20 protein-coding genes and 1 tRNA gene are annotated in these 25,008 nt (G+C 67.8%); 15 read left to right on the plus strand and 6 right to left on the minus strand.

What is annotated here, in order from left to right:
* On the plus strand, window positions 1–490 hold a 490-nt coding region (locus C4B30_RS10460), incomplete at its 5' end, for an aminotransferase class III-fold pyridoxal phosphate-dependent enzyme (protein ID WP_158683456.1).
* Window positions 491–606: 116 nt separating this feature from the next.
* Here C4B30_RS10460 and C4B30_RS10465 read toward each other — a convergent pair.
* Together C4B30_RS10465 and C4B30_RS10470 are read right to left on the minus strand one after the other, a co-directional pair.
* Window positions 607–681 (minus strand) — tRNA-Val (locus C4B30_RS10465).
* Between the two features lie 82 nt (window positions 682–763).
* Window positions 764–1,246 (minus strand): Lrp/AsnC family transcriptional regulator, encoded by a 483-nt coding sequence (locus C4B30_RS10470; RefSeq protein ID WP_027784903.1) that lies wholly within the window; start codon window positions 1,244–1,246, stop codon window positions 764–766.
* Window positions 1,247–1,437: 191 nt separating this feature from the next.
* Between C4B30_RS10470 and C4B30_RS10475 the strand changes: the two genes are divergently transcribed.
* From C4B30_RS10475 to C4B30_RS10490, 4 genes are all read left to right on the plus strand, one after another.
* Entirely contained in the window at window positions 1,438–2,652 is a 1,215-nt protein-coding gene (locus C4B30_RS10475; protein WP_027784902.1) for an amino acid aminotransferase, read from the plus strand.
* A 33-nt stretch (window positions 2,653–2,685) separates the two neighbouring features.
* Window positions 2,686–3,072, plus strand: coding sequence for a RidA family protein (locus C4B30_RS10480; protein WP_027784901.1), 387 nt, complete (start codon window positions 2,686–2,688; stop codon window positions 3,070–3,072).
* Window positions 3,073–3,143: 71 nt separating this feature from the next.
* Window positions 3,144–4,214, plus strand: a complete 1,071-nt coding sequence (locus C4B30_RS10485; RefSeq protein ID WP_051421401.1) for a porin — start codon at window positions 3,144–3,146, stop codon at window positions 4,212–4,214.
* 91 nt (window positions 4,215–4,305) lie between these two features.
* Window positions 4,306–5,724: an amino acid permease gene (locus tag C4B30_RS10490; protein ID WP_027784899.1), complete on the plus strand. Its 1,419-nt coding sequence runs from the start codon at window positions 4,306–4,308 to the stop codon at window positions 5,722–5,724.
* A 12-nt stretch (window positions 5,725–5,736) separates the two neighbouring features.
* On the opposite strand, the gene C4B30_RS10495 is transcribed toward C4B30_RS10490, so the two are convergent.
* The gene (locus tag C4B30_RS10495; protein ID WP_027784898.1) at window positions 5,737–6,639 is read right to left on the minus strand and encodes a LysR family transcriptional regulator; all 903 of its coding nucleotides are present in this window, start codon (window positions 6,637–6,639) and stop codon (window positions 5,737–5,739) included.
* A gap of 172 nt (window positions 6,640–6,811) precedes the next feature.
* Between C4B30_RS10495 and C4B30_RS10500 the strand changes: the two genes are divergently transcribed.
* The 3 genes from C4B30_RS10500 (at window position 6,812) to C4B30_RS10510 (ending at window position 11,257) form a co-directional block, all read left to right on the plus strand.
* Window positions 6,812–8,563 carry an acyl-CoA dehydrogenase family protein gene (locus tag C4B30_RS10500; protein WP_027784897.1) on the plus strand — a complete coding sequence of 584 codons (1,752 nt, stop codon included), beginning with the start codon at window positions 6,812–6,814 and terminating at the stop codon, window positions 8,561–8,563.
* Complete coding sequence (locus C4B30_RS10505) at window positions 8,560–9,756, plus strand: CaiB/BaiF CoA transferase family protein (RefSeq protein ID WP_027784896.1); 1,197 nt, start codon at window positions 8,560–8,562, stop codon at window positions 9,754–9,756. Before C4B30_RS10500 ends, C4B30_RS10505 begins: the two co-directional genes overlap by 4 nt.
* A gap of 88 nt (window positions 9,757–9,844) precedes the next feature.
* Window positions 9,845–11,257: an MFS transporter gene (locus C4B30_RS10510; RefSeq protein WP_027784895.1), complete on the plus strand. Its 1,413-nt coding sequence runs from the start codon at window positions 9,845–9,847 to the stop codon at window positions 11,255–11,257.
* A 152-nt stretch (window positions 11,258–11,409) separates the two neighbouring features.
* Here the strand turns inward: C4B30_RS10510 and C4B30_RS10515 are convergent, their stop codons facing one another.
* Complete coding sequence (locus C4B30_RS10515) at window positions 11,410–11,685, minus strand: oxidative damage protection protein (protein WP_027784894.1); 276 nt, start codon at window positions 11,683–11,685, stop codon at window positions 11,410–11,412.
* Window positions 11,686–11,738: 53 nt separating this feature from the next.
* Window positions 11,739–13,118 (minus strand): amino-acid N-acetyltransferase, encoded by a 1,380-nt coding sequence (gene argA, locus C4B30_RS10520; protein ID WP_027784893.1) that lies wholly within the window; start codon window positions 13,116–13,118, stop codon window positions 11,739–11,741.
* Between the two features lie 23 nt (window positions 13,119–13,141).
* Here argA and hrpA point away from each other — a divergent pair, with 23 nt between their 5' ends.
* The 5 genes from hrpA (at window position 13,142) to C4B30_RS10545 (ending at window position 21,267) form a co-directional block, all read left to right on the plus strand.
* Window positions 13,142–17,341, plus strand: a complete 4,200-nt coding sequence (hrpA, locus tag C4B30_RS10525) for an ATP-dependent RNA helicase HrpA (protein ID WP_027784892.1) — start codon at window positions 13,142–13,144, stop codon at window positions 17,339–17,341.
* Between the two features lie 179 nt (window positions 17,342–17,520).
* Entirely contained in the window at window positions 17,521–18,510 is a 990-nt protein-coding gene (locus C4B30_RS10530; RefSeq protein ID WP_027784891.1) for a YVTN family beta-propeller repeat protein, read from the plus strand.
* 16 nt (window positions 18,511–18,526) lie between these two features.
* Window positions 18,527–19,501 carry a sterol desaturase family protein gene (locus C4B30_RS10535; RefSeq protein WP_027784890.1) on the plus strand — a complete coding sequence of 325 codons (975 nt, stop codon included), beginning with the start codon at window positions 18,527–18,529 and terminating at the stop codon, window positions 19,499–19,501.
* 126 nt (window positions 19,502–19,627) lie between these two features.
* A complete protein-coding gene (locus C4B30_RS10540) occupies window positions 19,628–20,455 on the plus strand; it encodes an EI24 domain-containing protein (RefSeq protein WP_027784889.1) in 828 nt (275 codons plus the stop codon).
* The gene (locus C4B30_RS10545; RefSeq protein ID WP_027784888.1) at window positions 20,452–21,267 is read left to right on the plus strand and encodes a competence/damage-inducible protein A; all 816 of its coding nucleotides are present in this window, start codon (window positions 20,452–20,454) and stop codon (window positions 21,265–21,267) included. Before C4B30_RS10540 ends, C4B30_RS10545 begins: the two co-directional genes overlap by 4 nt.
* A gap of 116 nt (window positions 21,268–21,383) precedes the next feature.
* On the opposite strand, the gene C4B30_RS10550 is transcribed toward C4B30_RS10545, so the two are convergent.
* Window positions 21,384–21,848: a rhodanese-like domain-containing protein gene (locus C4B30_RS10550; RefSeq protein ID WP_027784887.1), complete on the minus strand. Its 465-nt coding sequence runs from the start codon at window positions 21,846–21,848 to the stop codon at window positions 21,384–21,386.
* Window positions 21,849–22,254: 406 nt separating this feature from the next.
* Between C4B30_RS10550 and glnA the strand changes: the two genes are divergently transcribed.
* Both glnA and glnL read left to right on the plus strand, forming a co-directional pair.
* On the plus strand, window positions 22,255–23,670 hold the full coding sequence (gene glnA / locus C4B30_RS10555) for a type I glutamate--ammonia ligase (protein WP_027784886.1): 1,416 nt from the start codon (window positions 22,255–22,257) through the stop codon (window positions 23,668–23,670).
* A 160-nt stretch (window positions 23,671–23,830) separates the two neighbouring features.
* Window positions 23,831–24,973, plus strand: a complete 1,143-nt coding sequence (gene glnL, locus C4B30_RS10560) for a nitrogen regulation protein NR(II) (RefSeq protein ID WP_027784885.1) — start codon at window positions 23,831–23,833, stop codon at window positions 24,971–24,973.
* Window positions 24,974–25,008 lie beyond the last annotated feature (35 nt).

A 25,008-nucleotide genomic window follows, 5' to 3' on the forward strand; every position in this document is an offset into this window, starting at 1 on the left:
GCCGATGGGCGCGGTGGGCATCCACGAGCGCATCGCGCGCCCGATCATCGACAACGGCGAATTCAATCACGGCCTCACGTACTCGGGCCACCCGGTGGCGGCGGCCGTCGCGGTCGCGAACCTGAAGTTGCTGCGCGACGAAGGCATCGTCGAGCGCGTGAAGACCGATATCGGCCCGTATTTCCAGCGCCGCCTGCGCGACGCGCTGGGCGATCATCCGATCGTCGGGGAGATTGCGGGAGCGGGGCTCGTCGCCGGCGTTCAACTGGCGCGCGACCGGCACCGGCGCGAGCGCTTCGGCGCGGACGTCGACGTCGGCACGATCTGCCGCGACTTCTGCTTCAACGGCAACCTGATCATGCGCGCGACCGGCGACCGGATGCTGCTGTCGCCGCCGCTCGTGATTCGCGAGGCGGAGGTCGACGAGATCGTCGACAAGGCGAAGCGCGCGTTCGACGCGACGGCGGAGCGGGTGGGGCAGGTACGGTAAGCCGGCGGCTGCGTGAGGGTGTGGCGTCGAATGGTGCGGCGCTCGCATCACGCAGGGCACGCGCGTCGCCAAAACGAAAAGGGCCTGCGTCGTGAGACGCAGGCCCTTGAATTCTTTGGTGGGCGGTACTGGGATCGAACCAGTGACCCCTGCCGTGTGAAGGCAGTGCTCTACCGCTGAGCTAACCGCCCAAAGAAGCTGAAATTATGTCAGAGCTTTTTGGGTTCGTAAAGCCCTTTCCGCAAATTTTTTTCAGGCCGGCGCAACGATCGGTCAGCCGGCCGTCGACGGCTCGACGAGATCGAGGATCGAACCGTCGCGCTTGAGCGTCGCGAGCACGATGCTCGAATTGATCGACATCACGCCCGCCGCGCGGTGCAGCCGATTGATAACGAAGTCCGAATAATGATCGAGGTCGCGCGCGCGAACCGTCAGCACGTAGTTCGATCCGCCCGTCACGATCTGCGCCGCGATGACTTCCGGCCACTGCTGGATCGCTTCGACGAACCGGTCGTGCCACTCGGGCACGTCCGGCCGCATCGACACATGCACGAGCGCCTCGAACGCGACGCCGACCTTCTTCGGCTCGATCGTGCAGCGATACCCCGAAATGGCGCCGCGTTCCTCGAGCAGCTTCACGCGACGCAGGCATGCCGACGGCGACAGCGCGACCGCGTTCGCGAGGTCCTGATTGCTGATGCGACCGTCACGTTCGAGGTGCCGGAGGATTCGCATGTCGGTTCGATCCAGAGCCATTTCGCAGAATCCGATGAATTTTTAGATAGGAATCGCAGACTCTACTGCAATCGGCGCGATTCGTCATCGAAAAGTGAAGCTCATTCTATTTCGTCCTCGATAACATGCGCCCCATGCCTCGACCGCACGGCCCGACGCAACGCGATGCCGCCGGTCGTGCCGCCGCCTTCAATCTTTACCGTCATTCCGCCATGTACGAACACGTTCCCGCCTATCCGGGCGATCCGATCCTGTCGCTGTTCCAGGCCTTCCAGCAGGATGCGCATCCGCACAAGGTCAACCTGAGCATCGGCCTTTACTACGACGACACGGGCCGGATTCCGGTGCTCGACAGCACGCGCGTCGCGGCAGGGCGCTTGCGCGAAGCCGATGCGCCGCATACGTATCTGCCGATGGAAGGGCTCGCCGCCTACCGGCAGGGCGTGCAGCGCCTCGTCTTCGGCGACGATTGCGCGGCGCTCGCGGAAGGGCGCATCGCGACGCTGCAGACGCTAGGCGGATCGGGCGCGATCCGGCTCGGCGCGGAATTCGTGAAGCGCTATTTCCCCGACAGCGCGATCTGGATCAGCGACCCGACGTGGGACAACCATCGCGTGATCTTCTCGGCGGCCGGCCTCGAGGTGCACACGTATCCGTACCACGACGCAGCGCGCAACGACATCCGCGTCGAAGAGATGCTCGCGACGCTCGACGCGTTGCCGGCGCGCAGCGTCGTGCTGCTGCAGCCGTGCTGCCACAACCCGACAGGGCTCGACCTCGACCGCGATGCATGGCGCGCGGTGATCGCCGTGCTCGCGCGGCGCGGGCTGATTCCGTTCCTCGACATGGCGTACCAGGGTTTCGGCGACGGTCTCGCCGATGATGCATGGGCCGTGCGCGCGATCGTCGATGCGGGGCTGCCGGCGATCGTCGGCAACTCGTTCTCGAAGAACTTCTCGCTGTACGGCGAGCGCGTCGGCGGGTTGTCGATCGTCTGCGCGAACGCGGGCGAGGCCGCGACGGTGCTGAGCCAATTGCAGGCCGGCGTGCGCCGCACCTATTCGAGCCCGCCGCTGTTCGGTGCGCAGCTCGTGTCGACGGTGCTGAACGACGACGCGCTGCGCGCGCGCTGGGAAGACGAAGTCGCGCAGGTGCGCACGCGCATCAAGCGGATGCGCGGCGAACTGAAGGCGCGCCTCGATGCGGGCCTGCCGGGGCGCGCGTTCGACGCGCTCGTCGCGCAGCGCGGGATGTTCAGCTATACGGGCATCGCCGCGGCCGACGTCGACCGGCTGCGGGCATCGCACGGCGTCTATCTGCTGCGCTCGGGCCGCATGTGCATCGCGGGCCTGAACGACGCGAACGTCGACCATGTCGCGAACGCGATCGCCGACGTGCTCGGCGGTGCGTCGCGCCAGGCCGCCTGAGCGTCCCGATCCCGATCATAAGGATAACGTACGATGGCTGAAACGATCCCGGTCGACTTGCCGCTGCTCGCGCAACCGTTCTCGTGGGCGACCCGCGCCTGCGGGCTGATGTTTACCGGTCACGGGCCGGTCGCTGCGTCCGGCGCGATCGTCGGCGACACGATGGCCGAGCAGGCGCGCGTCACGCTCGAGAATCTCGCGACGGCCGTCGCGGCGGCCGGCGCGACGATGGACGATGTCGCGCAGGTGCTCGTCTACCTGTCCGACGTGAAGGCGATGCCCGAATTCGACGCCGAATACCGGCGCCACTTCCGGGAACCCTATCCGAACCGTACGTGCGTCGGCGTGCAGGGTTTCGCGCATCCGGCGATGCGCGTCGAGCTCGTCGCGTACGTTGCGTTGCCGGCGGCGCGCGCCTAGCAGGAACACCGCGTTGCGCGGTGGGTAGTTACCACGATCAACAGGAAACGAAAACAAGACTGGAGGAGAACATGAGGAAGATTTATCGATTGGCACTGCCAATGATGGCGGGCGCGCTCGCCGCGAGCAGTGCGTCGGCGCAGAGCAGCGTGACGCTGTACGGCATCGTCGACCAGAGCATCCGCTACACGACGCATGCCGACGCGTCGAACGACGCGGGCGTGCAGATGACCAACGGCGCGATCACGAACAGCCGCTGGGGGCTGAAGGGCAGCGAAGCGCTCGGCGGCGGGCTGCAGGCGATCTTCCGGCTCGAGAGCGGCTTCGAGCCGCAAAACGGGCAGTTCGACGGCGCGTTGTTCGGCCGCTACGCGTATGTCGGCCTCGCGAGCGATTGGGGTACCGTGAAGCTCGGCCGCCAGGCGACCGAGGCGTTCAACCTGTTCGGCGATCTCGATCCGCTGACGGTCGGCAACTACACGGCCAACATGTGGCCGTACTTCCTCACGCAAGGCCGCGCGAGCAACGTCGTCAGTTACGACGGCACGTTCGGCGGGCTGAACGTCGGCGCGAGCTACGGCTTCGGCGGCGTCGCGGGCAGCCTCGGCGCGAATGCATACTGGGGCACGCGCGTGTCGTACACGCAGGGCGGCCTGATGGTCGGCGCGACGTACCAGCAGGTGCGCGACCTGAAGAGGCGCGCGCAGCAGGCGTGGGGGGCGGGCGCGCGCTACGCATTCGGCGCGGCGACGCTGTACGCGGGTTATCTCGGCGGCATCGATCGCTCGGGCGTGCTCGACGAGGCGCTGCTGAACGCGCCGGGCCGCCAGGTGAGCTACGGGTCGTTCGCGGACAACCCGCGCCGCGACGCGATCTTCTACACGGGCGCGAGCGTCAAGGTCACGCCTGCGGTGTCGGTGACGGGCGTCGCGTATTACGACGACATCCGCAACGTCAACGGCGTCGCCGGCAACGTCGGCAAGCGCTATACGGGCGTGCTCGAGGCCGAGTACGCACTGTCGAAGGCGACGCAGGTCTACGCGACGGTCGACTACAACCGCGTGACCGGCGGCGCGTTCACCGAAATGCCCGGGCGCGGCAACCAGACGGGCATCGCGGCCGGCCTGCGCCATCTGTTCTGAACCCGCGGCGCGCGGCGGCCGGCCGGTCCGGCGCCGGCCCGCGCGCCGCCGACGTTTCGACCGGACAATCGCTTTCGAACGAGGTCATTCGATGCAACCAGAAGGGCAATTCCAGCATATCGCGGCGCGCGAGCAAGGTCTGCGCCGCACGCTTTCCGCACGGCAGATGGCGATGATCGCGATCGGCGGCGCCATCGGCACCGGTCTCTTTCTCGGCAGCGGCTTCGCGATCGGCTTCGCGGGCCCGAGCGTGCTCGTCAGCTATGCGATCGGTGCGTTCATCTCGCTGCTGCTGATGGGCTGTCTCGCCGAGATGACGGTCGCGCACCCGACATCCGGTTCGTTCGGCGCATACGCCGAGCATTACGTGAGCCCATGGGCCGGGTTCCTCGTGCGCTACGCGTACTGGGCGTGCATCGTGCTCGCGGTCGGCACCGAAGTCACCGCGATCGCGCTGTACATGAAGTACTGGTTTCCGGGCGTGCCCGGCTGGCTGTGGATCGTCGGTTTCTCGGCGCTGCTGGTGTTCATCAACGCGCGCAGCGTCGACGTGTTCGGCGCGGTCGAATACGGTTTCTCGGTCGTGAAGATCGCGGCGATCGTCGGCTTCATCGTGCTCGGCGCGTATGTCGTGTTCGGCAATCCGGGGCTGGTCGGCGACGGCGCGGCGCGCGCGGGCTTCCACCACTACACGGATCACGGCGGCTTCTTTCCGAAGGGCCCGTGGGGGACGTGGGTCGCGGTGATCGTGTCGATCTTCAGCTACCTGAGCATCGAGATGATCGCGGTCGCGGCCGGCGAAGCGGAGGATCCCGAGCGCGCGGTCACGCGTGCGTTCCGCTCGACGATCGTGCGGCTCGTACTGTTCTACCTCGTCACGCTCGCGCTGATGCTCGCGATCGTGCCGTGGACGGCGGCGGGGCGCGACGAAAGCCCGTTCGTGAAGGTGATGGAGGCGATCCGCCTGCCGGGCGCGGCCGGGCTGATCAACTTCGTCGTGCTGGTCGCCGCGCTGTCCGCGATGAACAGCCAGCTCTACATCACGACGCGGATGATGTTCAGCCTGTCGCGCGCGGGGCATGCACCGAAGGCGCTCGGCGAAGTGAGCGCGCGCGGCGTGCCGTTCGGCGCGCTGATGCTGTCGACGCTCGGCATCGCGCTCGCGACGGTGCTGAGCGTGCTGTATCCGGACGCGTCGTTCACGATCATGATGGCGGTGTCGATGTTCGGCGCACTGTTTACGTGGATGATGATCTTCGTCACGCATTACTGCTTCCGGCGCCGCCGCGCGGCGCTCGGCCTGCCTGCGCCCGCATTCCGGATGCGCGGTTTTCCGCTGCTGACGCTGCTCGGCGCGGGCCTGATGCTCGCGGTGATGGTGACGACCTACTTCACGGCCGAATTCCACATGACGCTGATCTTCGGCATTCCGTTCCTGATTGCGCTCTCGGTCGTGTACGCGGTGTGGTATCGCCGCCCGCAGCCGGCGCTGCAGCCTGAAGCGAAGTAGCGAGCCGCCCGCTCAGCCCGGCAGCGCGGGCAGCGCGTCGATCGACGCGCGCACGTAGCCGGCAAAGCGCAGCGCCACCGGTTCGGCGGTGCCGCTGCGTTTCAGCGCGAGCGTGCGCGATTCGAGCGACGCATCCCTCAGCGGCAGGAACGCGAGCCGGTCGCTTTTCGCCTGCTGCAGCACGCGCGGCACCAGCGCGATGCCCATCCCGAACTCGATCATCGACAGGATCGTCTGCCACAGCCGCGCCTCGTGACGGATCAGCGGACTGAATCCCGCGTTCACGCACTGCGCGATGATCAGGTCGTGATAGTGCGGCGCTGCTTCGCGCGGAAACAGGATGAAGGGTTCTGTCGCGAGCGCGGCGAGCGCGACCTGCCTGCGCCGCGCGAGCGGATGCGCGGCCGGCAGGCAGCACACGAACGGCTCCGCATAGACCGGCGCCGATTCGACCTCGGGCGGGAAGTGGCCCCAGTGCGCATAGCCGAGATCGATCTGGCCGCGCTGGATCGCCTGCACCTGCGCATGCGTGTTCATCTCGCTCAGCACGACCTCGACGCCCGGATAGTCGGCCTCGAAGCGCCGCACCGCATCGGGCAGCCCGCGATACAGCATCGAGTGGACGAAGCCGATCCGCAGGCGCCCGGCGAGCCCCGATGCGGAGCGCACCGTCAGGCGCTCGGCTTCGGCCGCCTGCAGCAGCAGCCGGCGCGCTTCGCCGAGCAGCACCTCGCCCGCATTGGTCAGCGCGACGGTCTTGTTGGTGCGCGAGAAGAGCAGCACGCCGAGCGCATCCTCGAACTTGCGGATGTCGAAACTCAGCGCCGGCTGCGAGATGAACAGGCGCTTCGCTGCGCGCCCGAAATGCAGCTCCTCGGCAACCGCCACGAAGTAGCGCAACTGCCTCAGTTCCATGGTGTCTCCTCCCGGCGTCGGCATCGATAAGCGATATCTATCGTACCGGACAAATCGTGTATTGGACGCTTATCGATCGCGCGCCTACGCTCTGCGAAGGCTTTGCACCGGGCCATCCGGGCGCTGCGGCGTCCGCCGCGGCCGACGAGCAGGCAATCCAGGAGACGCACGAATGAACGACACCGCTCGCACGCCGGACACCGGCGCATCCAATATCCCCGACAGCCGGGGCATCAATTTCTTCACCGTCGATCCCGATCTTGGCGCGTTGCTGAAGCTGCATCTCGGCGACGCGCACTATGCCGAACTCGAGCCGCGGCTACGCGCGCTGGGCGAGCGCGTATCGGACGAACTCGACGAATGGGCGTCGCGCGCGGACAAGCATCCGCCCGTGCTCGAGCACCGCGACCGGCGCGGCGAGGCCGTGCAGCGGATCGACAAGGACCCGGCCTACGTCGCGCTCGAACGGGTCGCGTATGCGGAGCTCGGGCTCGCGTCGCTGAGTCATGGATCCGACACCGTGCCGCCGCTCGTCAAGTACGCGCTGACGTTCCTGTTCGTGCAGGCGGAATTCGGGCTGTGCTGCCCGGTCAGCATGACCGATTCGCTGACGCGCACGCTGCGCCGCTTCGGCGATCCCGCGCTCGTCGCGCGCTACCTGCCGAGGCTCGCGTCGCGCGACTTCGACACGCTGTACCAGGGCGCGATGTTCATGACCGAGCAGGCGGCCGGCTCCGATGTCGGCCGTATCGCGACGCGCGCGACCCGCGAAACCGACGCGCACGGCGAGACGGTCTGGCGCCTGACCGGCGACAAGTGGTTCTGCTCGAATGCCGACGCCGATCTCGCGATGGTGCTGGCGCGGCCCGACGGCGCGCCGGACGGCATCAAGGGCCTCGCGCTGTTCCTGCTGCCGAAGACGCTGCCGGACGGCACGCGCAACCGCTACCGGATCGTGCGCCTGAAGGACAAGCTCGGCAGCCGTTCGATGGCGAGCGGCGAGATCGCGCTCGAAGGCGCGCAGGCTTACCTGATCGGCGAGATCGGGCGCGGCTTTCACCAGATGGCCGACATGATCAACATGTCGCGGCTGTCGAACGGCGTGCGCGCGGCCGGGCTGATGCGGCGCGCGCTGAACGAGGCGCTGCACGTCGCCGCGCATCGCGACGCGTTCGGCCGCAAGCTGATCGAGATGCCGCTGATGCAGCGCCAACTGATGAAGATGCTGCTGCCGGCCGAGGCCGCGCGCGCGATGTTCATGCAGATCGCGCTGCTGCTGCCGCAGGCCGATGCGGGCGACGAGCAGGCCGCGCGCTGCGTGCGGATCCTGACGCCGCTGATCAAGTTCCGCGCATGCCGCGACGCACGCCGCGTGACGGGCGATGCGATGGAAGTGCGCGGCGGCACCGGCTATATCGAGGAATGGAGCGATGCGCGGCTCGTGCGCGACGCGCACCTCGGTTCGATCTGGGAAGGCACGAGCAACATCGTCGCGCTCGATGTCGCGCGCGCCGCGCAGCGCGAGCATGCGCTCGACGCGCTGCGCACGTTCCTCGGCGATCGTCTGGGCGCGGCGCCGCTGCCCGACGCGAGCCGCACGGCGCTGCGGCGCATTCTCGCGCGGGCCTGCGATGCGCTCGCGCGGGTCGCCGAGGAGGGCGACGACGCGCGCGTGCGGCAGGCCGCGTCCGCGCTGTATTACGCGAGCGCGGCCGTGCTGATGGCCTGCGAGGGCGCACGGCTCGCGCCGGATTTCAGGCGTCTCGCGCTGGCGCACCTGATCGTGCGGCACAAGCTGCTGCCGGTCGATCCGCTCGCGCCGGCATCGCGCGACGACGAATCGGCCGCGTCCGACGCGCTGCTGCGCGGCCTGCCGGTCGCGCTCGATACGGCGCTCGACCTGCTGCCGGAGGTCGAGCGATGAGCGCGACGCGTGGCGCACTGGACGGCCTGAAGGTCGTCGACCTGAGCCGGGTGCTCGGCGGCCCGTACTGCACGCAGGCGCTCGCCGATCACGGCGCGACGGTGGTCAAGATCGAGCCGCCCGGCGGCGACGAGACGCGCGGCTGGGGGCCGCCGTTCCTCGGCGACACGGCCTGGTATTTCATGGGCGTGAACCGCAACAAGGAAGGGCTCGCGCTCGACCTGTCGCACGACGAAGGGCGGGCGATCCTGTGGCGCCTGCTCGAAGAGGCCGACGTGCTTGTCGAGAATTTCAAGCCGGGCACGCTCGCGCGCTGGGGCATGGACTACGCACGCGACCTGCAGCCGCGCTTTCCGCGCCTGATCCACTGCGCGGTGACGGGCTTCGGCGACGACGGCCCGCTCGGCGGCCTGCCGGGCTACGACGCGGTGATCCAGGCGATGGCCGGGCTGATGAGCGTGAACGGCGAACGCGATGGCGGCGCGACGCGCATCGGCTTGCCGATCGTCGACATGGTCACGGGGCTCAACGCGCTGGCCGGCATCCTGCTGGCGCTCGCGGAGCGCGAGAAGAGCGGGCGCGGGCAGTCGATCGACGTGGCGCTGTACGACTGCGGCGTGTCGCTCCTGCATCCGCACCTGCCGAACTTCTTCGGTTCGGGCCGCGTACCGGAACGCAGCGGCAACGCGCATCCGAACATCGCGCCGTACGACAGCTACCGCACGGCCACGGTGCCGATCTTTCTCGCGGTCGGCAACGACCGGCAGTTCGCGCGGCTCGTCGCGCATCTCGGTGCGCCGGCGCTCGCCGGCGATCCGCGTTTCGTCGACAACCGCAGCCGCTGCGCGCACCGGCCCGAGCTGAAGGCCGAACTGGAAACGCGGCTCGCCGCGCACGCGTGCGAGCCGCTCGCGCGCGACCTGATGGCGGCCGGCGTGCCGTGCGGGCCGGTGCGCACGGTGGCCGACGTCGCGCACGATCCGCATGCGCTGCACCGCAACCTGTTTGTCGAGATCGGCGCGTATCGCGGCACCGCGTCGCCGGTGAAGCTGTCGCGCACGCCGGCCACCTACCGGTCGGCGCCGCCCGCGCTCGGTCGCGACACGCGGGCGGTGCTCGATCGGCTCGGCGTCGATCGCGCACTTCAGCAGCAACTGCTCGATGCCGGCCTGCTGAAAACGGCGTCCGACTGACATGACGCCACCGGCCGGCGGCGCAATGCCGGCCACCCGGGAAAGGCGCGCGACAGTCGCGCCCCCGATCACCAACATGGAGACATCGATGAGCCGTCCGCAATCCCCGCCCGCCGCGCAGCCGCGGCCCGGCCGCGCCGCCTTCGCGGCGTTCGTCGGCACCACGATCGAGTGGTACGACTTCTACATCTACGGCACGGCCGCGGCGCTCGTGTTCGGCAAGGTATTCTTTTCGAGCACGATGGATCCCGGCGTCGCGACACTGCTCGCATTCGTCACGTTCTGGGCCGGTTTCGCGGCGCGGCCGCTCGGCGGGATCGTATTCGGGCATCTCGGCGATCGCGTCGGCCGCAAGACCGCGCTCGTGATCACGCTGGTGATGATGGGGCTGGCGACGACCGGCATCGGCCTGCTTCCCGGCTATGCGTCGATCGGCGTATGGGCGCCGGCGGGCCTCGTCGTGCTGCGCGTGCTGCAGGGCATCGCGGTCGGCGGCGAGTGGGGCGGCGCGGTGCTGATCGCGAGCGAGAACGCGCCGAAGCACCGCAGCATCCTGTATGCGGCGTTCGCGCAGCAGGGCTCGCCCACCGGCAACCTGCTGGCCACGGCCGCGTTCTTCGCGCTGAGCGCGCTGCCGACGCCGTCGTTCCTGATGTGGGGCTGGCGCATTCCGTTCCTGCTGTCGGCCGTGCTCGTGATCATCGGCATGGTGATCCGGCTGAGGCTCGAGGAGTCGGTCGACATGCAGCGCGTGCTCGCGCGCAAGCGCACGGTGAAGCTGCCGCTGCGCGACGTCGTGCGCGATCACTGGGTGGTCGTGCTGCTCGCGGCCGGCACGCTGCCGGTGATCAACGTCACGTATTTCCGCAGCACGTTCGCGCTGTCGTGGGCGACGAAGACGCTCGGTTACGCGCAGGGCACGTTCCTCGGCATCCTGTCGATCTCGCTCGTCGTGCAATTTCTGATGCAGCCGGTCGGCGCGTGGTTCGTGTCGAAGGTCGACATGCGGCGCGCGATGTGCTGGATCCTGATCCCGGAAATCGTGTTGATGCCCGTGATGTTCCATGCGCTCGCGACGGGTTCATACTGGGTCGCCGTCGCGGGCATGTGCATTTCGACGATTCCGTCGGCGATGTTCTACGGCGCGGTCGGCGGCGTGCTCGCGCGCGTGTTCCCGGCCAACATCCGCTATACGGGCCTGTCGCTCGCGTATCAGTTGAGCGCGCTGGTGGTCGGCGGCGGCACGCCGGTGCTCGCGCAGGCGATCCTGAACGCGACGGGCAGCATCGTCGGCGTCGCGATCGCGTCGGGGCTTTATGCGCTCGTGTCGCTGGCGTGCATGCTGGCGCTGCTGAATCGCACCGGATATCGCGCGGACGAACTGTCGACGGCCGAACGCAGCGATGCGGCGGAATGGGGCACGGAAGGCGCCGGCGCGGACCACCCATCCGGCGCAGGTGCGCCGCCGGACGATCGCGGCACGTTGAAACCGGCGGGATGAGCCGGGCACGGCGGCTCGTCGGGACGCCATCGAGCGCACCGGCGGGTCCGCGTCGATGGCGCTCCCCCAAAAGCAAACGGCACCGTGCGATTGCACGGTGCCGTTTGCTTGATTCGCGCGACCGGCCCCGCGCGATTCGCGATTCGCGGCGCTCAGCCTTCCGTCGGCGGCACGTAGCCCGACGCCTGGTCCGCGCCGTCGCCGAAGAAGTACTTCTCCGTCTGCTTCATCAGGTACTGGCGCGCGCGCGGGTCGGCCATGTTCAGGCGGTTTTCGTTGATCAGCATCGTTTGCTGCTTGAGCCAGCCTTGCCACGCTTCCTTCGAGATGCTCTCGTAAATGCGCTTGCCGAGTTCGCCCGGCAGCGGCGGGAAATCGAGGCCTTCGGCTTCCTTGCCGAGCTTCGCGCATTGAATCATTCGAGCCATCGTGTACTTCTCCTGTAATCGGTGTCTGGGGGGAGGGGCAGTCGTGCCGGTGCTCAGAGCTGCTTCATCAGCACGAGCGACTTGCGCTGCCAGTTATAGAGTTTGCGACGGTCTTCCGGCAGGTCGTCGACGCTGACCTTGACGAAGCCGCGCTTGAGGAACCAGTGCTCGGTGCGCGTCGTGAGCACGAAGATGTGCGTGAGGCCGCGCGCGCGGGCGCGCTGCTCGATGCGCTTGAGCAGGCGTTCGCCGTCGCCCGAGCCCTGCGCTTCGGGCGCCACCGTCAGGCACGCCATTTCGCCGATCTTTTCCTGCTGGTACGGGTACAGCGCCGCGCAGCCGAACAGCACGCCATCGTGCTCGATCACCGAGAAGTGGTCGATGTCGCGTTCGATCTGGTGGCGGCCGCGCCGCACCAGCGTGCCGTCCGACTCGAGCGGCTCGATCAGCGACAGGATGCCGCCGACGTCGTCCGGCGTCGCTTCGCGCAGGCTTTCGAGGTTCTCGTACGAGATCATCGTGCCGACGCCGTCGTGCAGGAACAGTTCGAGCAGCATGCTGCCGTCGAGCGACTGCGGGATCAGGTGGGCGCGGGTCACGCCGCCGCGGCAGGCGCGGATCGAATGCTTCAGGAAGAACCCGTCGTCGCCCTGGATGTTGCCGGAATCGAGCAGCTCGGCGGCCGCGTCGAGCGACATTTCGCGCACCAGCTCGCCTTCGTCGTCGACGATGCCGGGCCCGTCGGTCAGGAAGATGATCTTGTCGGCGCGCAGCGCGATCGCGGCCGCCGATGCGACGTCTTCCATCGACAGGTTGAACGCCTCGCCGGTCGGCGAGAAACCGAGCGGCGACAGCAGCACGAGCTTGCGGCTCGCGAGCGAATGACGGATCGATTCGGCGTCGATCTTGCGCACGATGCCCGTGTGCGCGAAATCGACCCCGTCGAGAATCCCCACCGGCCGCGCGGTCACGAAGTTGCCCGACACGACGCTGATGTGCGCGTGCGCCATCGGCGAGTTCGGCAGCCCCTGGCTGATCGCGGCCTCGATGTCGAGACGCACTTCGCCGGCCGCTTCCTTCGCGGATTCGAGCGCGCGCGCATCGGTGATGCGCAGGCCGTGCGAAAACTCGGATTCGACACCGTGCAGGCTCAGCTGCTCCTCGACCTGCGGGCGCGAGCCGTGCACCAGCACGATCTGGATGCCCATCGCCTGCAGGAGCGCGATGTCGGACACGAGCGCATTCAGCAGCCCCTGCTGCACCACCTCGCCGCCGAACCCCACGACGAACGTGCTGTTGCGGAACTTGTGGATATAGGGCGCGACGGAGCGCATCCAGTCGACGAACTGCGCGTGGCTGGCGGCCGAATCGTCGGCGGCCGGCGGCGTCGCGGCGCCGGTCTGGGCGGGAGGGAGGTCGGTTTGGGAATTCATGGGCGGGATTATAATGCGCCCCCATGTCGAATGTTTCTAAAAGTCCCGCGCCGACGCGGGCCAATACGCCGTCGGCGAAGCACCCGGACGGTGCGGCCGATGCGCGCGAGCAGCCGGGCCAGCCGCAGCGCCAGCAGCAGGAGAAGCCGGCGGGCACGCCGGCACACGCGCCGCGCAACGACGAACGGCGCGGCGACGCGCGGCAGTCGGCCGCGAAGGGTGCGCCGCAGCCGACGGGCGAGCGGGCCCCGCGCCGCGAGCGTGCGCCGCGCGCCGCCGTCCCGCCGAATCCCGTTCCGCCGATCACGTACCCGGAAAGCCTGCCCGTGTCGGGCAAGCGCGACGAAATCGCGCGTGCGATCGCCGGTCATCAGGTCGTCATCGTCTGCGGCGAAACCGGCTCGGGCAAGACCACGCAGTTGCCGAAGATCTGTCTCGATCTCGGCCGCGGCCTCGGCGCCGGCGGCACGGGCCTGATCGGCCATACGCAGCCGCGCCGGCTCGCCGCGTCGTCGACCGGCCGCCGGATCGCCGAGGAACTCGGCACGCCGTTCGGCGAGGTGGTCGGCTACAAGGTGCGCTTTACCGACAATCTCGCGCCGGGCGCGTCCGTCAAGCTGATGACGGACGGCATCCTGCTCGCCGAGACGCAGACCGATCCGCTGCTGAAGGCGTACGACACGCTGATCATCGACGAGGCGCACGAGCGCAGCCTGAACATCGACTTCCTGCTCGGCTATCTGAAGGAAATCCTGCCGAGGCGGCCGGACCTGAAGCTGATCGTCACGTCCGCGACGATCGACGCCGACCGCTTCGCGCGCCATTTCGGCACCGACGCGCGCCCGGCGCCCGTGATCGAGGTGAGCGGGCGGCTGTATCCGGTCGAGATGCGCTACCGCCCGGTGGCCGAGGATCGCCCGGCGGTGAAGAACGCCGAGGGCACGGGCGGCCGCGATCGCGTGAAGACCGCGCGCGAAGCCGAGCGCGACCTGATGGACGCGATCGTCGACGCGGTCGACGAGCTGTGCCGCGAAGGCCCCGGCGACGTGCTGGTGTTCCTGCCCGGCGAGCGCGAGATCCGCGAGGCGGCCGAGGCGCTGCGCAAGCACCATCCGCCGCACACCGAGATCCTGCCGCTGTTCGCGCGGCTTTCGGCGGCCGACCAGGACAAGGTCTTCAAGGCGTCGAACGCGCGCCGGATCGTGCTCGCGACCAACGTGGCCGAAACCTCGCTGACGGTGCCGGGCATCCGCTACGTCGTCGACACCGGCCTCGCGCGCGTGAAGCGCTATTCGTACCGGAACAAGGTCGAGCAGCTGCAGGTCGAGTCGATCTCGCAGGCGGCCGCGAACCAGCGCGCGGGCCGCTGCGGCCGCGTCGCGGACGGCATCTGCATCCGTTTGTACGAGGAAAGCGACTACCAGGCGCGGGCGCGTTTCACCGACCCGGAAATCCTGCGCTCGTCGCTCGCGTCGGTGATCCTGCGGATGAAGTCGCTGCACCTGACGGCGATCGAATCGTTCCCGTTCCTCGAACCGCCGCCGGGCCGCGCGATCGCGGACGGTTACCAGCTGCTCAACGAACTCGGCGCGGTCGACGACGACAACGCGCTGACGCCGCTCGGCCGCGAACTCGCGCGGCTGCCGCTCGACCCGCGCGTCGGCCGGATGATTCTCGCCGCGCGCGACCAGCAGTCGCTGCGCGAGGTGCTGATCATCGCGAGCGCGCTGTCCGTGCAGGACCCGCGTGATCGCCCGATCGAAGCGCAGGAGCAGGCCGACCAGGCGCACCGCCGGTTCGCCGACGAGCGCTCCGAATTCCTGCAGTGGCTGAAGATCTGGGCGTGGTTCGAGGAGGCCGTCGCGCACAAGAAGTCGAATCGCCAGCTCGTCGACGCGTGCCGGCAGAACTTCCTGTCGCATCTGCGGCTGCGCGAATGGCGCGACGTCCATTCGCAGCTGCTGACGGTCGTGCGCGAGCACGGCTGGCGGCTCAACGAAGTCGAGGCCACCTACGAGCAGATCCATCTGGCCCTGTTGACGGGGCTGCTGGGCAACCTCGGGATGAAGGCCGACGACGATCCGCATTACCTCGGCGCGCGCGGCATCAAGTTCTACCTGTGGCCGGGCTCCGCGCTCGCGAAGAAGGCCGGCCGCTGGGTGATGGCGGCCGAACTCGTCGAGACGAGCCGGCTGTACGCGCGCTGCCTCGCGAAGATCGAGCCCGAGTGGGTCGAGAAGATCGGCGCGCATCTGCTGAAGAAATCGCTGTCGGAACCGCACTGGGAAAAGCGTCCGGCGCAGGTCAGCGCATTCGAGCGCGCGACGCTGTACGGGCTGCCGATCTACCACCGGCGGCGCGTCGCGTTCGGCAAGCAGGACCCGGCGCGCGCGCGCGAGCTGTTCATCCGCGGCGCGCTGGTCGAAGGCGAGTTCGACACGAAGCTCGCGTTCTTCGCGCACAACCGCAAGCTGCTGGCCGACATCGAGCAGCTCGAGCACAAGTCGCGCCGGCAGGACGTACTGGTCGACGACGAGCTGATCTACGCGTACTACGACCAGGCGATTCCGGAAGGCATTCACACGGGCGCCGCGTTCGAGCGCTGGTATCGCGACGAGGTGAGGAAGGGCGGGCAGGCGGAGGACAAGCAGCGGCTGCTGTACCTGTCGCGCGACGACCTGATGCGCCACGAGGCGGCCGGCGTGACGACCGAGCTGTTCCCGAAGCGCGCGACGATGGCCGGCGTCGAGATGGCGCTCACGTACCACTTCGAGCCCGGCACGCCGCGCGACGGCGTGACGCTCGCGGTGCCGCTCTTCGCGCTGAACCAGGTCGACGCGCGCCGCTGCGAATGGCTCGTGCCGGGGATGCTCAAGGAAAAGGTGCAACTGCTGCTGAAGTCGCTGCCGCAGAAGCTGCGCCGGCATTGCGTGCCGCTGCCCGAGTACGCGGCCGGCTTCGTCGAGCGGATGGGTCGCGAGCGCTTCGGCGCGGGCGGCCTCGTCGAGGCGCTGATCGCCGACGTGCGCGGCGAGACGCAGGTCGCGATGAAGACGGCCGACTTCAAGCTCGAGACGCTGCCCGCGCACCTGTTCATGAATTTCAAGGTGATCGACGAGCACGGCCGTCAGCTCGCGATGGGGCGCAATCTCGCGCAGCTTCGCCAGGAGCTGGGCGCGCAGGCGCAGCAGCAATTCCAGAAGATCGCGGCGGCGTCGACGATCGCGACCGGCGGCGATGCCGAGGCCGGTCAGGCAGGCGGCCAGGCGCCGGCGGCTGCCGCCACGGCCGGTGCCGCCGGCCGCGGCGCGAAGGCCGGCAAGGGCGCGGCGCCGCAGACGGCCGCCCCGGCGGAAACCGGCGCGACGGCGCTGTACGAGAACCTGACGACGTGGAATTTCGGCAAGCTGCCCGAGCTGCTCGAAATCCGCCGGCGCGGCCAGACGCTGTACGGCTATCCGGCGCTCGTCGATCGCGGCACGCATTGCGACGTCGAGGTGTTCGATTCGCCGGAGGAGGCCGCGCGCATCCACCGGGCCGGCTTGCGGCGCCTTTTCGCGCTGCAGTTGAAGGAGCCGATCAAGTTCCTGGAAAAGAACCTGCCGGGCCTGCGCGAGATGGCGATGCAGTACATGTCGCTCGGCACGCAGGACGAGTTGCGCGACCAGCTGATCGACACGGCGCTCGACCGCGCGTGCCTGCAGGACCCGCTGCCCGACGACGACGCGAGCTTCCACGCGCGCCGCGACGAGGGCCGCAGCCGCCTGAACCTGCTCGCGCAGGAAATCGCGCGGCTCGTCGGGCAGATCCTGGCCGAATACGCGGGCCTCGTGAAGAAGCTCGCGCAGGCGAAGCCGTTCGCGCAGGCCCATGCGGACCTGCAGCAGCAATTGACCGCGCTGGTCGGCAAGCGCTTCGTGATCGACACGCCTTACACGCAGCTTGCGCATTTCCCGCGCTATCTGAAGGGCATCGCGCTGCGGATCGACAAGCTGAAGGCCGACCCCGCGCGCGACGCGAAGCAGTCGGCCGAGCTGCTGCCGCTCGCCCAGCAGTACCAGCGCGCGGTGTCGCAGCGCGGCGGCGTCGCCGATGCGCGGCTCGCGGAATTCCGCTGGCTGCTCGAGGAATTGCGGATTTCGCTGTTCGCGCAGGAACTGCGCACGCCGATGCCGGTCTCTGTCAAGCGTCTGCACAAGGTCTGGGAGTCGATGCAGCGCTAGCGCGACATCGGTTTGCCGGCCCGCACCGGCGCCCGCCCGGGGCCTGCACCGCGGCGCCTGCCGCGGCAGCTCGTCCGGCAGGCAGGGCGTGCGTCGAAGTGGCGCAATACCGGCATGGGTCAACCGGAGGGGCCCGCCGAACGTTCTACAATGACTGCTGTTCCACGACGTGAGTCTTCATGCGCACTTTCCTTTCCTTCGGCCGCACGCTTGCGCTGGCCGCCGCCGTGCTGGCGCCCGCCGCACACGCGAATAACGTGATCGTCCTCAATTCGGCCGAAGCGACGCTTTCCCTGATCGACCAGCAGACCCGCGAAGTCGTTTCCACGATGCCGACCGGCAAGGAACCGCACCATTTGATGGCGACGCCCGACAATGGGTCGCTGATCGTCGCGAATTCGGTCTCGAACAGCCTGATGTTCCTCGATCCGAAGACGGGCAAGCTGCAGCGCACCGTCGAAGGGATCGACGATCCTTACCAGCTCGGCTTCTCGCCCGACCGCAAATGGTTCGCGGCGGCCGGCCTGCGGCTCGACCGCGTCGACATCTACGGCTACGACGGCCGCGACCTGCGCCTCGTGAAGCGCGTGCCGCTCGCGGTGATGCCGAGCCACCTCGCGTTCACGAAGGACAGCAAGACGCTGCTCGTGTCGCTGCAGGTGTCCGGCGAGATCGCGGCGATCGACCTGCCGACGCAGACGGTCAAGTGGAAGATGAAGGTCGGCAAGGTGCCGGCCGGCCTGTGGCTCACGCCGGACGACAAATTCCTGCTGGTCGGGATGACCGGCGCGGATTACGTCGCGGTCGTCGACTGGCGCAACCAGAAGGTCGTCAAGCAGATCTACACGGGCAAGGGCGCGCACAACTTCCGCTCGCTCGCCGACGGCACGCACGTCGCGGTCACGAACCGCGTCGCGAACACGATCAGCATTCTCGACGAGAACACGCTCACCAACGTCGGCGACATCACCGGCCTGCTGCCGGGCCCCGACGACATGGAGCTGTCCGCCGACAAGAAGACGCTGTGGGTGACGTTCCGCTTCGCGAAGAAGGTCGGGATCATCGATCTGGCCTCGCGCAAGCTGGTGCAGACGATCGCCGTCGGCCGCTCGCCGCACGGCATCTACTTCTACGACCGCGCGCCGTGGAAGGCGGCGAACGGCGCGTGACGGGCGGAGGCGAGCGATGCTGCACCTGATCGATGCGTTCGTGTCGGACATCCAGACCTGGCTGTACGTCGACGTCGTGCAGCCGCTCCTCTTCAAGTTCAACCTGATGGACTATGACGAGGACACCTACGACGCGCTGTACTGGGTGATCATCGGCGCGCTGCAGATGGTGCTGATGTTCGCGCTGCTGCGCCCGCTCGAGGCGCTGCTGCCGGTCGAACGCTGGAAGAACCGCCGCGCGGTGCGGGTCGACGTGATCTACACGGCGATCTCGAAGCTCGGCGTCTACACGCTGTTCTTCTTCTTCGCGCTGCAGCCGGTGTTCGACAGCTTCCAGGCTTGGCTGCACCTGCATGGCGTCGCGAACGTCAACCTCGACTATCTGTGGCCGGGCGTGACCTCGCAGCCGATCGTCGCATTCGCGATCTACCTCGTCGTGCTCGACTTCGCCGGCTACTGGTATCACCGCTGGCAGCACAAGTTCGGCGTCTGGTGGGAGCTGCACGCGGTCCATCACAGCCAGCGGCAGATGTCGCTGTGGTGCGACGACCGCAACCACCTGCTCGACGACGTGCTTCAGTCGTGCTTCTTCGCGGCGATCGCGCTCGTGATCGGCGTGACGCCGTCGCAGTTCGTCGTGCTGACCGCGGTCACCAACTTCCTGCAGAGCATCCAGCATACGAATGCGCGGCTGTCGTACGGCCGCATCGGCGAGCGCCTGCTCGTCAGCCCGATCTTCCACCGCCGGCACCATGCGGTCGGCTACGGCCACGAAGGCACCAAGTACGGCTGCAACTTCGGCGTGCTGTTCCCGTGGTGGGACATGATGTTCGGCACCGCGTCGTGGAACCGCACGGTCGAGCCGACCGGCATCCGCGAGCAGGTCGAGGGCGTGTCCTATGGCGACGGCTTCTGGTCGCAGCACGGCCTGGCGGTCGTGCGGATCTTCCGGCGCCTGTTTCCCGCGAAGCGCGGCGCGGCGTCGGCCTGATCCCGATCCGTCCATTCTCCCGTTGAACGACGCTTCCACACGGCCCGCATGCGCTTTGGCGCATGCGGGCCGTGTGGTTTATCCTTTCCCCGTTTTTCTCCGTCAATCAAGACTCCATAGGCTCGCATGAACGACTTGCTGCGTTCCTTCGTCCGGGCGCTCGCCAGCGCGCTGCACCCGCGCATGCTGTGGCTCACCCTGATGCCGTTCGTCGTGTCGGCGCTGCTGTGGGGCGCCGTGCTGTGGTTCTCGTGGCAGACCCTGCTGGACCTCGCGCGCGGCGCGCTCGACGGCTTCGTGCTGACGGCCGGGCTGTATCGCGCGTTCGATGCGATCGGCATGTCGCAGCTGCATGCGGTCGTCGCGCCGTTCGTGGTCGTGTCGCTCGCCATTCCGCTGATCGTGCTGACCGTGCTGCTGCTGATCGCGACGATCTCGATGCCGGTCGTGATCAAGCACCTGTCGAACCGGCAGTTCGCGGCGCTCGAGGCGAAGCGGGGCGGCACCTTCTTCGGCAGCGTGTTCAATTCGCTCGGCGCCGCGCTCGTCGGCGTCGTGCTGCTCGTCGTCACGATCCCGCTGTGGCTGATTCCGCCGTTCTTCGCGCTGCTGCCGCCGGTGATCTGGGGCTGGCTCACGTATCGGGTGATGACCTACGATGCGCTCGCGCTGCACGCGAGCCGCGACGAGCGCCGCGCGCTCGTGCGCCGGCACCGCTGGCCGCTGATCGGCATCGGCGTCGCGACCGGGCTGCTCGGCACCGTGCCGACCTTCGTGTGGGTCTCGTCGGTCTGGATGATGGTGCTGTTCCCGTTCGTCGCGGCCGCCATGATCTGGGTTTACGCTTTCATCCTCGTCTTCTCGGCGCTGTGGTTCGGGCACTATTGCCTGCGCGCGCTGGAAGATCTGCGCGCGAGTACGCGCGCCACCGCAATCGACATGGGGCAGGCATGAGTATCGGCATCGTCATCATCGGCGACGAAATCCTTTCGGGTCGCCGGCAGGACAAGCATCTGGCGAAGGTCATCGAGCTGCTCGGCGCGCGCGGCCTCGCGCTCGACTGGGCCGAATACGTCGGCGACGATCCGGCGCGCATCACGGCGACGCTCGCGCGCGCGATCGCGTCGGGCGACATCGTGTTCTCGACGGGCGGGATCGGCGCGACGCCGGACGACCATACGCGCCAGTGCGCGGCCGCCGCGCTCGGCGTGCCGCTCGAGCTGCATCCGGACGCGAAGGCGCTGATCGCGGAGCGGATCCGCGAGACGCACGCCGATCCGGCCACGCCGGTCGATTTCGAATCGCCGGAAAACCAGCACCGCTTCAACATGGGCGTGTTCCCGGCCGGCTCGACGATCATCCCGAACGGCTATAACCGGATTCCCGGCTTCTCGGTCGGCCATCTCCATTTCGTGCCGGGCTTCCCGGTGATGGCGTGGCCGATGATCGAATGGGTGCTCGATACGAAGTACGCGCATCTGCATCACGCGACGCCGCATGCGGAGCGTTCGCTGTACGTATTCGAGCTGCCGGAATCGACGCTCACGCCGCTGATGGAGAAGATCGAGCGTGATTTCCCGGGCGTGCGCGTGTTCAGCCTGCCGAGCGTCGGCGACGCGGAGCGCGGCGGCATCTACGCGCGCCGTCACATCGATCTCGGCGTGAAGGGCGAGCCGGAAGCGGTCGCGGCCGCGTTCGTGAAGCTGCGCGAAGGCGTGCACCTGCTCGGCGGCGACGTCGTCGAGCCCGATACGCCGCGCGCCTGAGCGGCCTGCAACGCTGCCGCACCAAAAGCAACGGGCCGTGCAACGCGGCCCGTCATCGGCATGTCATCGCCCGGCTCGACGATGAGGCTGTCGCAACCGGCAGGCCCGGCGCGCCGTCAGGCGCCGATCCACGGCAGTTTGCGGAAGCACCAGCCGTCGACCGTCTTGCGGTGGCCTTCGGCGTCCTTCGCGCCCTCGAAGCCTTCGAGCAGGTCGAACGCCTTCGTGTAGCCCGCCTGCGCGGACGCGACCGCGGCAAGCTTCGAGCGTGCGGCGCTGCGGCACAGGAACAGGATGGGCGTATCGGCCGGGAGGGCCGCCTTCAGTTCGTTGACGAATTCGGCGTTCGGCACGCCGCCCGGGTAGCGTGTCCATTCGAGGTGCAGGTACTGGCCGTCGCCGACGAGCGGGCGGCCGATCCAGTCGAGCTCGGCGCGCGTGCGCACGTCGACGAGGCGCGCCGACGGGTCGAGCTGCAGCAGTTCGAATGCCTCGACCGGCAGCAGCGCGCCGGCGTAGTTGAGCGCGCCTTGTGCGCGGCGTTCGTCGGCCTTCGCGTAAAGCTGGTCGAGCGTACTCATGGCAGGGAGTCTCCGTATCGGTCAAACGATCATTCTAGCGCGGCGTCGCGGCACGGATGTCCGCATGCGGCACGGTGCGTGCGTCGTACACGCGTTCACCAGAAAGGTGCAGAATGACACGGATGCACCAAAGTGAAACGGCGGGCGCGATAGGCGGTGGGAATTGCACCATGGCGGTGCTTGCGGGGAGCGGCCGGTGCGCCGCCAAGCCCCGGAATCGCGCAGCCCAGCCCCGTCGTGGCGAGCCTCGGCGCGATTCGCGCCGCTCCTGCGTCAAGGTGGCACGGAAGCTGCTTAATAGAATTCGGTCGAATCGGGGCGCGCTGCGCCAAAGCAAGACCCCGGTCAGCTCGATAAACGAGGCGGTTCCCAGTCCGCCGGAATTGTTCAATCAGGAGAAGAGGTTATGAGTAAAACCGTCGCCGACGTCATGCAGCTCGTGAAGGACGAGGACGTCAAGTTTGTCGATTTCCGCTTCACGGATACGCGCGGCAAGGAACAGCACGTGTCGGTGCCGGTTTCGGCGTTTGACGAAGACAAGTTCGAGAGCGGTCATGCATTCGACGGTTCGTCGATCGCGGGCTGGAAGGGCATCGAGGCGTCGGACATGCTGCTCATGCCGGACCCGAGCGCTGCCTTCGTCGATCCGTTCTATGAAGAGTCCACCCTCGTGCTGACCTGCGACGTGGTCGAACCGGCCGACGGCAAGGGCTACGAGCGCGATCCGCGTTCGCTCGCGAAGCGCGGCGAAGCGTACCTGAAGAGCACGGGCATCGGCGACACGGCTTTCTTCGGTCCGGAACCGGAATTCTTCATTTTCGACTCGGTCCAGTGGAACACGGACATGTCGGGCTGCTTCGTGAAGATCAACTCGGAAGAAGCACCGTGGTCGGCCGGCAAGGAATTCGAAGGCGGCAACACGGGCCACCGTCCGGGCACGAAGGGCGGCTACTTCCCGGTCGCGCCGGTCGACACGTTCCAGGACATGCGTTCGGAAATGTGCCTGCTGCTCGAACAGCTCGGCATTCCGGTCGAAGTGCACCACCACGAAGTGGCGGGCCAGGGCCAGAACGAAATCGGCACGAAGTTCTCGACGCTCGTGCAGCGCGCCGACTGGACGCAATGGTCGAAGTACATCATCCATAACGTCGCGCACTCGTACGGCAAGACGGCGACGTTCATGCCGAAGCCGGTCGTCGGCGACAACGGTTCGGGCATGCACGTTCACCAGTCGATCTGGAAGGACGGTCAGAACCTGTTCGCGGGCAACGGCTACGCCGGCCTGTCGGAACTGGCGCTGTTCTACATCGGCGGCATCATCAAGCACGCCCGTGCACTGAACGCGATCACGAACCCGACGACGAACTCGTACAAGCGTCTGGTCCCGCACTTCGAGGCACCGGTCAAGCTCGCTTACTCGGCGCGCAACCGCTCGGCATCGATCCGCATTCCGCACGTGTCGAACCCGAAGGGCCGCCGTATCGAAACGCGCTTCCCGGATCCGATGGCGAACCCGTACCTGTGCTTCACGGCGCTGATGATGGCCGGCCTCGACGGGATCCAGAACAAGATCCATCCGGGCGAAGCAGCGGACAAGAACCTGTACGACCTGCCGCCGGAAGAAGATGCAAAGATCCCGACCGTGTGCGCGGGCCTCGACCAGGCACTCGAGGCGCTCGACAAGGATCGCGAGTTCCTGACGCGCGGCGGCGTGTTCACGGACAGCATGCTGGACGCGTATCTCGCGCTGAAGGAGCAGGAGCTGGCGAAGTTCCGCATGACGACGCACCCGATCGAGTTCGAGATGTACTACTCGCTCTAATCGGCGATGGCGCTTCGATTCAGCGCCGTCATGCCGGTTCGTTCCCGTCGCGCGGCGTGCGGCGGGAACGGCGGAGTCTGAAGGGGACGGCGTCCGGCCGTCCCTTTTTTGTTCCGACGATTTTCATTTTCTGGCCCGGTGAGGCGCGACAAGCACGCAGATGGTTCTGAAGAATCTGATCAAGGCGAAAACGGGGCAGCCCGAACGACTGACGGACGACGAGCGGCTTTCGCGCTCGGGTCTGCTGGCGGGGCTCGAGGCGCTGCCGACGGTCGTGATCGTGCTCGACCGCAAGACGCTGCGGATCGCGTTCGCGAACCCGTCCGCGGAAGCGATGCTCGACATCTCGCGGCGGCAGCTCGCGCAGCGGCCGTGGGGCGAGATTTTCCCGAACGCGAACGAGCTTGCGTCGACGATCACCGCGATCGGCGAGGAGCGCTTTCACGCGACGCACCTCGATACCGTGCTCGACCGGCCCGGCCGTGAACCGCTGCATGTGCACGCGATCGTCGGCTTCATCGAGACCGCGCCCGATTTCGTGCTCGTCGAGCTGTTCGAGAACGAACGGCAGTCGCGCACCGATCGGGAAGAGCGCATCCACGACCTGACCGCGGTCAACAAGCAACTGATCCGCAACCTCGCGCACGAGATCAAGAATCCGCTCGGCGGCATTCGCGGCGCGGCCCAGCTGCTCGAATTCGAACTGGGCGAGCGCGAGCGCGGCGAGTTGCGCGAATACACGCAGGTGATCATCAAGGAGTCCGACCGCCTGCAGACGCTCGTCGACCGGTTGCTGGAGCCGCACCGGCATCCGCATATCGTCGGCGACGTGAACATTCACGAAGTGTGCGAACGCGTACGCGCGGTGATGCTCGCGGAATTCCCGCGCGGGCTCACGATCGAGCGCGATTACGACGTGAGCGTGCCGGACCTGCGCGGCGACAAGGAGCAGTTGATCCAGGCGCTGCTGAACATCGTGCGCAATGCCGCGCAGGCGCTGCGCGAACGGATCGCGCAGGGCGACGCGAGGATCGAGCTGCGCACGCGCATCGCGCGCAAGGTGACGATCGCCAAGCGCCTGTACCGGCTGGCACTGGACTTGCACGTGATCGACAACGGGCCCGGCATTCCGGAAGAGATCCGCGACCGGATCTTCTACCCGCTCGTGTCCGGACGCGACGACGGCAGCGGCCTCGGCCTCACGCTCGCGCAGACGTTCGTGCAGCAACACGACGGGATGATCGAGGTCGAAAGCCGGCCCGGACGTACCGAATTTCAGATTCTGCTGCCGCTCGACCATTGAGCGGCGACAGTGCGATTCACCGGATTTCCCCATAT

Source organism: Burkholderia sp. BE12, assembly GCF_002959955.1.
Lineage (GTDB): Bacteria > Pseudomonadota > Gammaproteobacteria > Burkholderiales > Burkholderiaceae > Burkholderia.

What these genes read in the sequence shown, in the direction of transcription:
- hrpA (WP_027784892.1), top strand. Translation starts at nt 13,142, where the DNA reads ATGTCGAATGTTTCTAAAAGTCCCGCGCCGACGCGGGCCAATACGCCG.
- C4B30_RS10480 (WP_027784901.1), top strand. Translation starts at nt 2,686, where the DNA reads ATGGCTGAAACGATCCCGGTCGACTTGCCGCTGCTCGCGCAACCGTTC.
- C4B30_RS10495 (WP_027784898.1), bottom strand. Translation starts at nt 6,639, where the DNA reads ATGGAACTGAGGCAGTTGCGCTACTTCGTGGCGGTTGCCGAGGAGCTG.
- C4B30_RS10550 (WP_027784887.1), bottom strand. Translation starts at nt 21,848, where the DNA reads ATGAGTACGCTCGACCAGCTTTACGCGAAGGCCGACGAACGCCGCGCA.
- C4B30_RS10530 (WP_027784891.1), top strand. Translation starts at nt 17,521, where the DNA reads ATGCGCACTTTCCTTTCCTTCGGCCGCACGCTTGCGCTGGCCGCCGCC.
- C4B30_RS10540 (WP_027784889.1), top strand. Translation starts at nt 19,628, where the DNA reads ATGAACGACTTGCTGCGTTCCTTCGTCCGGGCGCTCGCCAGCGCGCTG.
- C4B30_RS10515 (WP_027784894.1), bottom strand. Translation starts at nt 11,685, where the DNA reads ATGGCTCGAATGATTCAATGCGCGAAGCTCGGCAAGGAAGCCGAAGGC.
- C4B30_RS10470 (WP_027784903.1), bottom strand. Translation starts at nt 1,246, where the DNA reads ATGGCTCTGGATCGAACCGACATGCGAATCCTCCGGCACCTCGAACGT.
- C4B30_RS10485 (WP_051421401.1), top strand. Translation starts at nt 3,144, where the DNA reads ATGAGGAAGATTTATCGATTGGCACTGCCAATGATGGCGGGCGCGCTC.
- C4B30_RS10475 (WP_027784902.1), top strand. Translation starts at nt 1,438, where the DNA reads ATGTACGAACACGTTCCCGCCTATCCGGGCGATCCGATCCTGTCGCTG.
- C4B30_RS10490 (WP_027784899.1), top strand. Translation starts at nt 4,306, where the DNA reads ATGCAACCAGAAGGGCAATTCCAGCATATCGCGGCGCGCGAGCAAGGT.
- C4B30_RS10545 (WP_027784888.1), top strand. Translation starts at nt 20,452, where the DNA reads ATGAGTATCGGCATCGTCATCATCGGCGACGAAATCCTTTCGGGTCGC.
- C4B30_RS10505 (WP_027784896.1), top strand. Translation starts at nt 8,560, where the DNA reads ATGAGCGCGACGCGTGGCGCACTGGACGGCCTGAAGGTCGTCGACCTG.
- C4B30_RS10535 (WP_027784890.1), top strand. Translation starts at nt 18,527, where the DNA reads ATGCTGCACCTGATCGATGCGTTCGTGTCGGACATCCAGACCTGGCTG.
- argA (WP_027784893.1), bottom strand. Translation starts at nt 13,118, where the DNA reads ATGAATTCCCAAACCGACCTCCCTCCCGCCCAGACCGGCGCCGCGACG.
- C4B30_RS10500 (WP_027784897.1), top strand. Translation starts at nt 6,812, where the DNA reads ATGAACGACACCGCTCGCACGCCGGACACCGGCGCATCCAATATCCCC.
- C4B30_RS10510 (WP_027784895.1), top strand. Translation starts at nt 9,845, where the DNA reads ATGAGCCGTCCGCAATCCCCGCCCGCCGCGCAGCCGCGGCCCGGCCGC.
- glnA (WP_027784886.1), top strand. Translation starts at nt 22,255, where the DNA reads ATGAGTAAAACCGTCGCCGACGTCATGCAGCTCGTGAAGGACGAGGAC.
- glnL (WP_027784885.1), top strand. Translation starts at nt 23,831, where the DNA reads ATGGTTCTGAAGAATCTGATCAAGGCGAAAACGGGGCAGCCCGAACGA.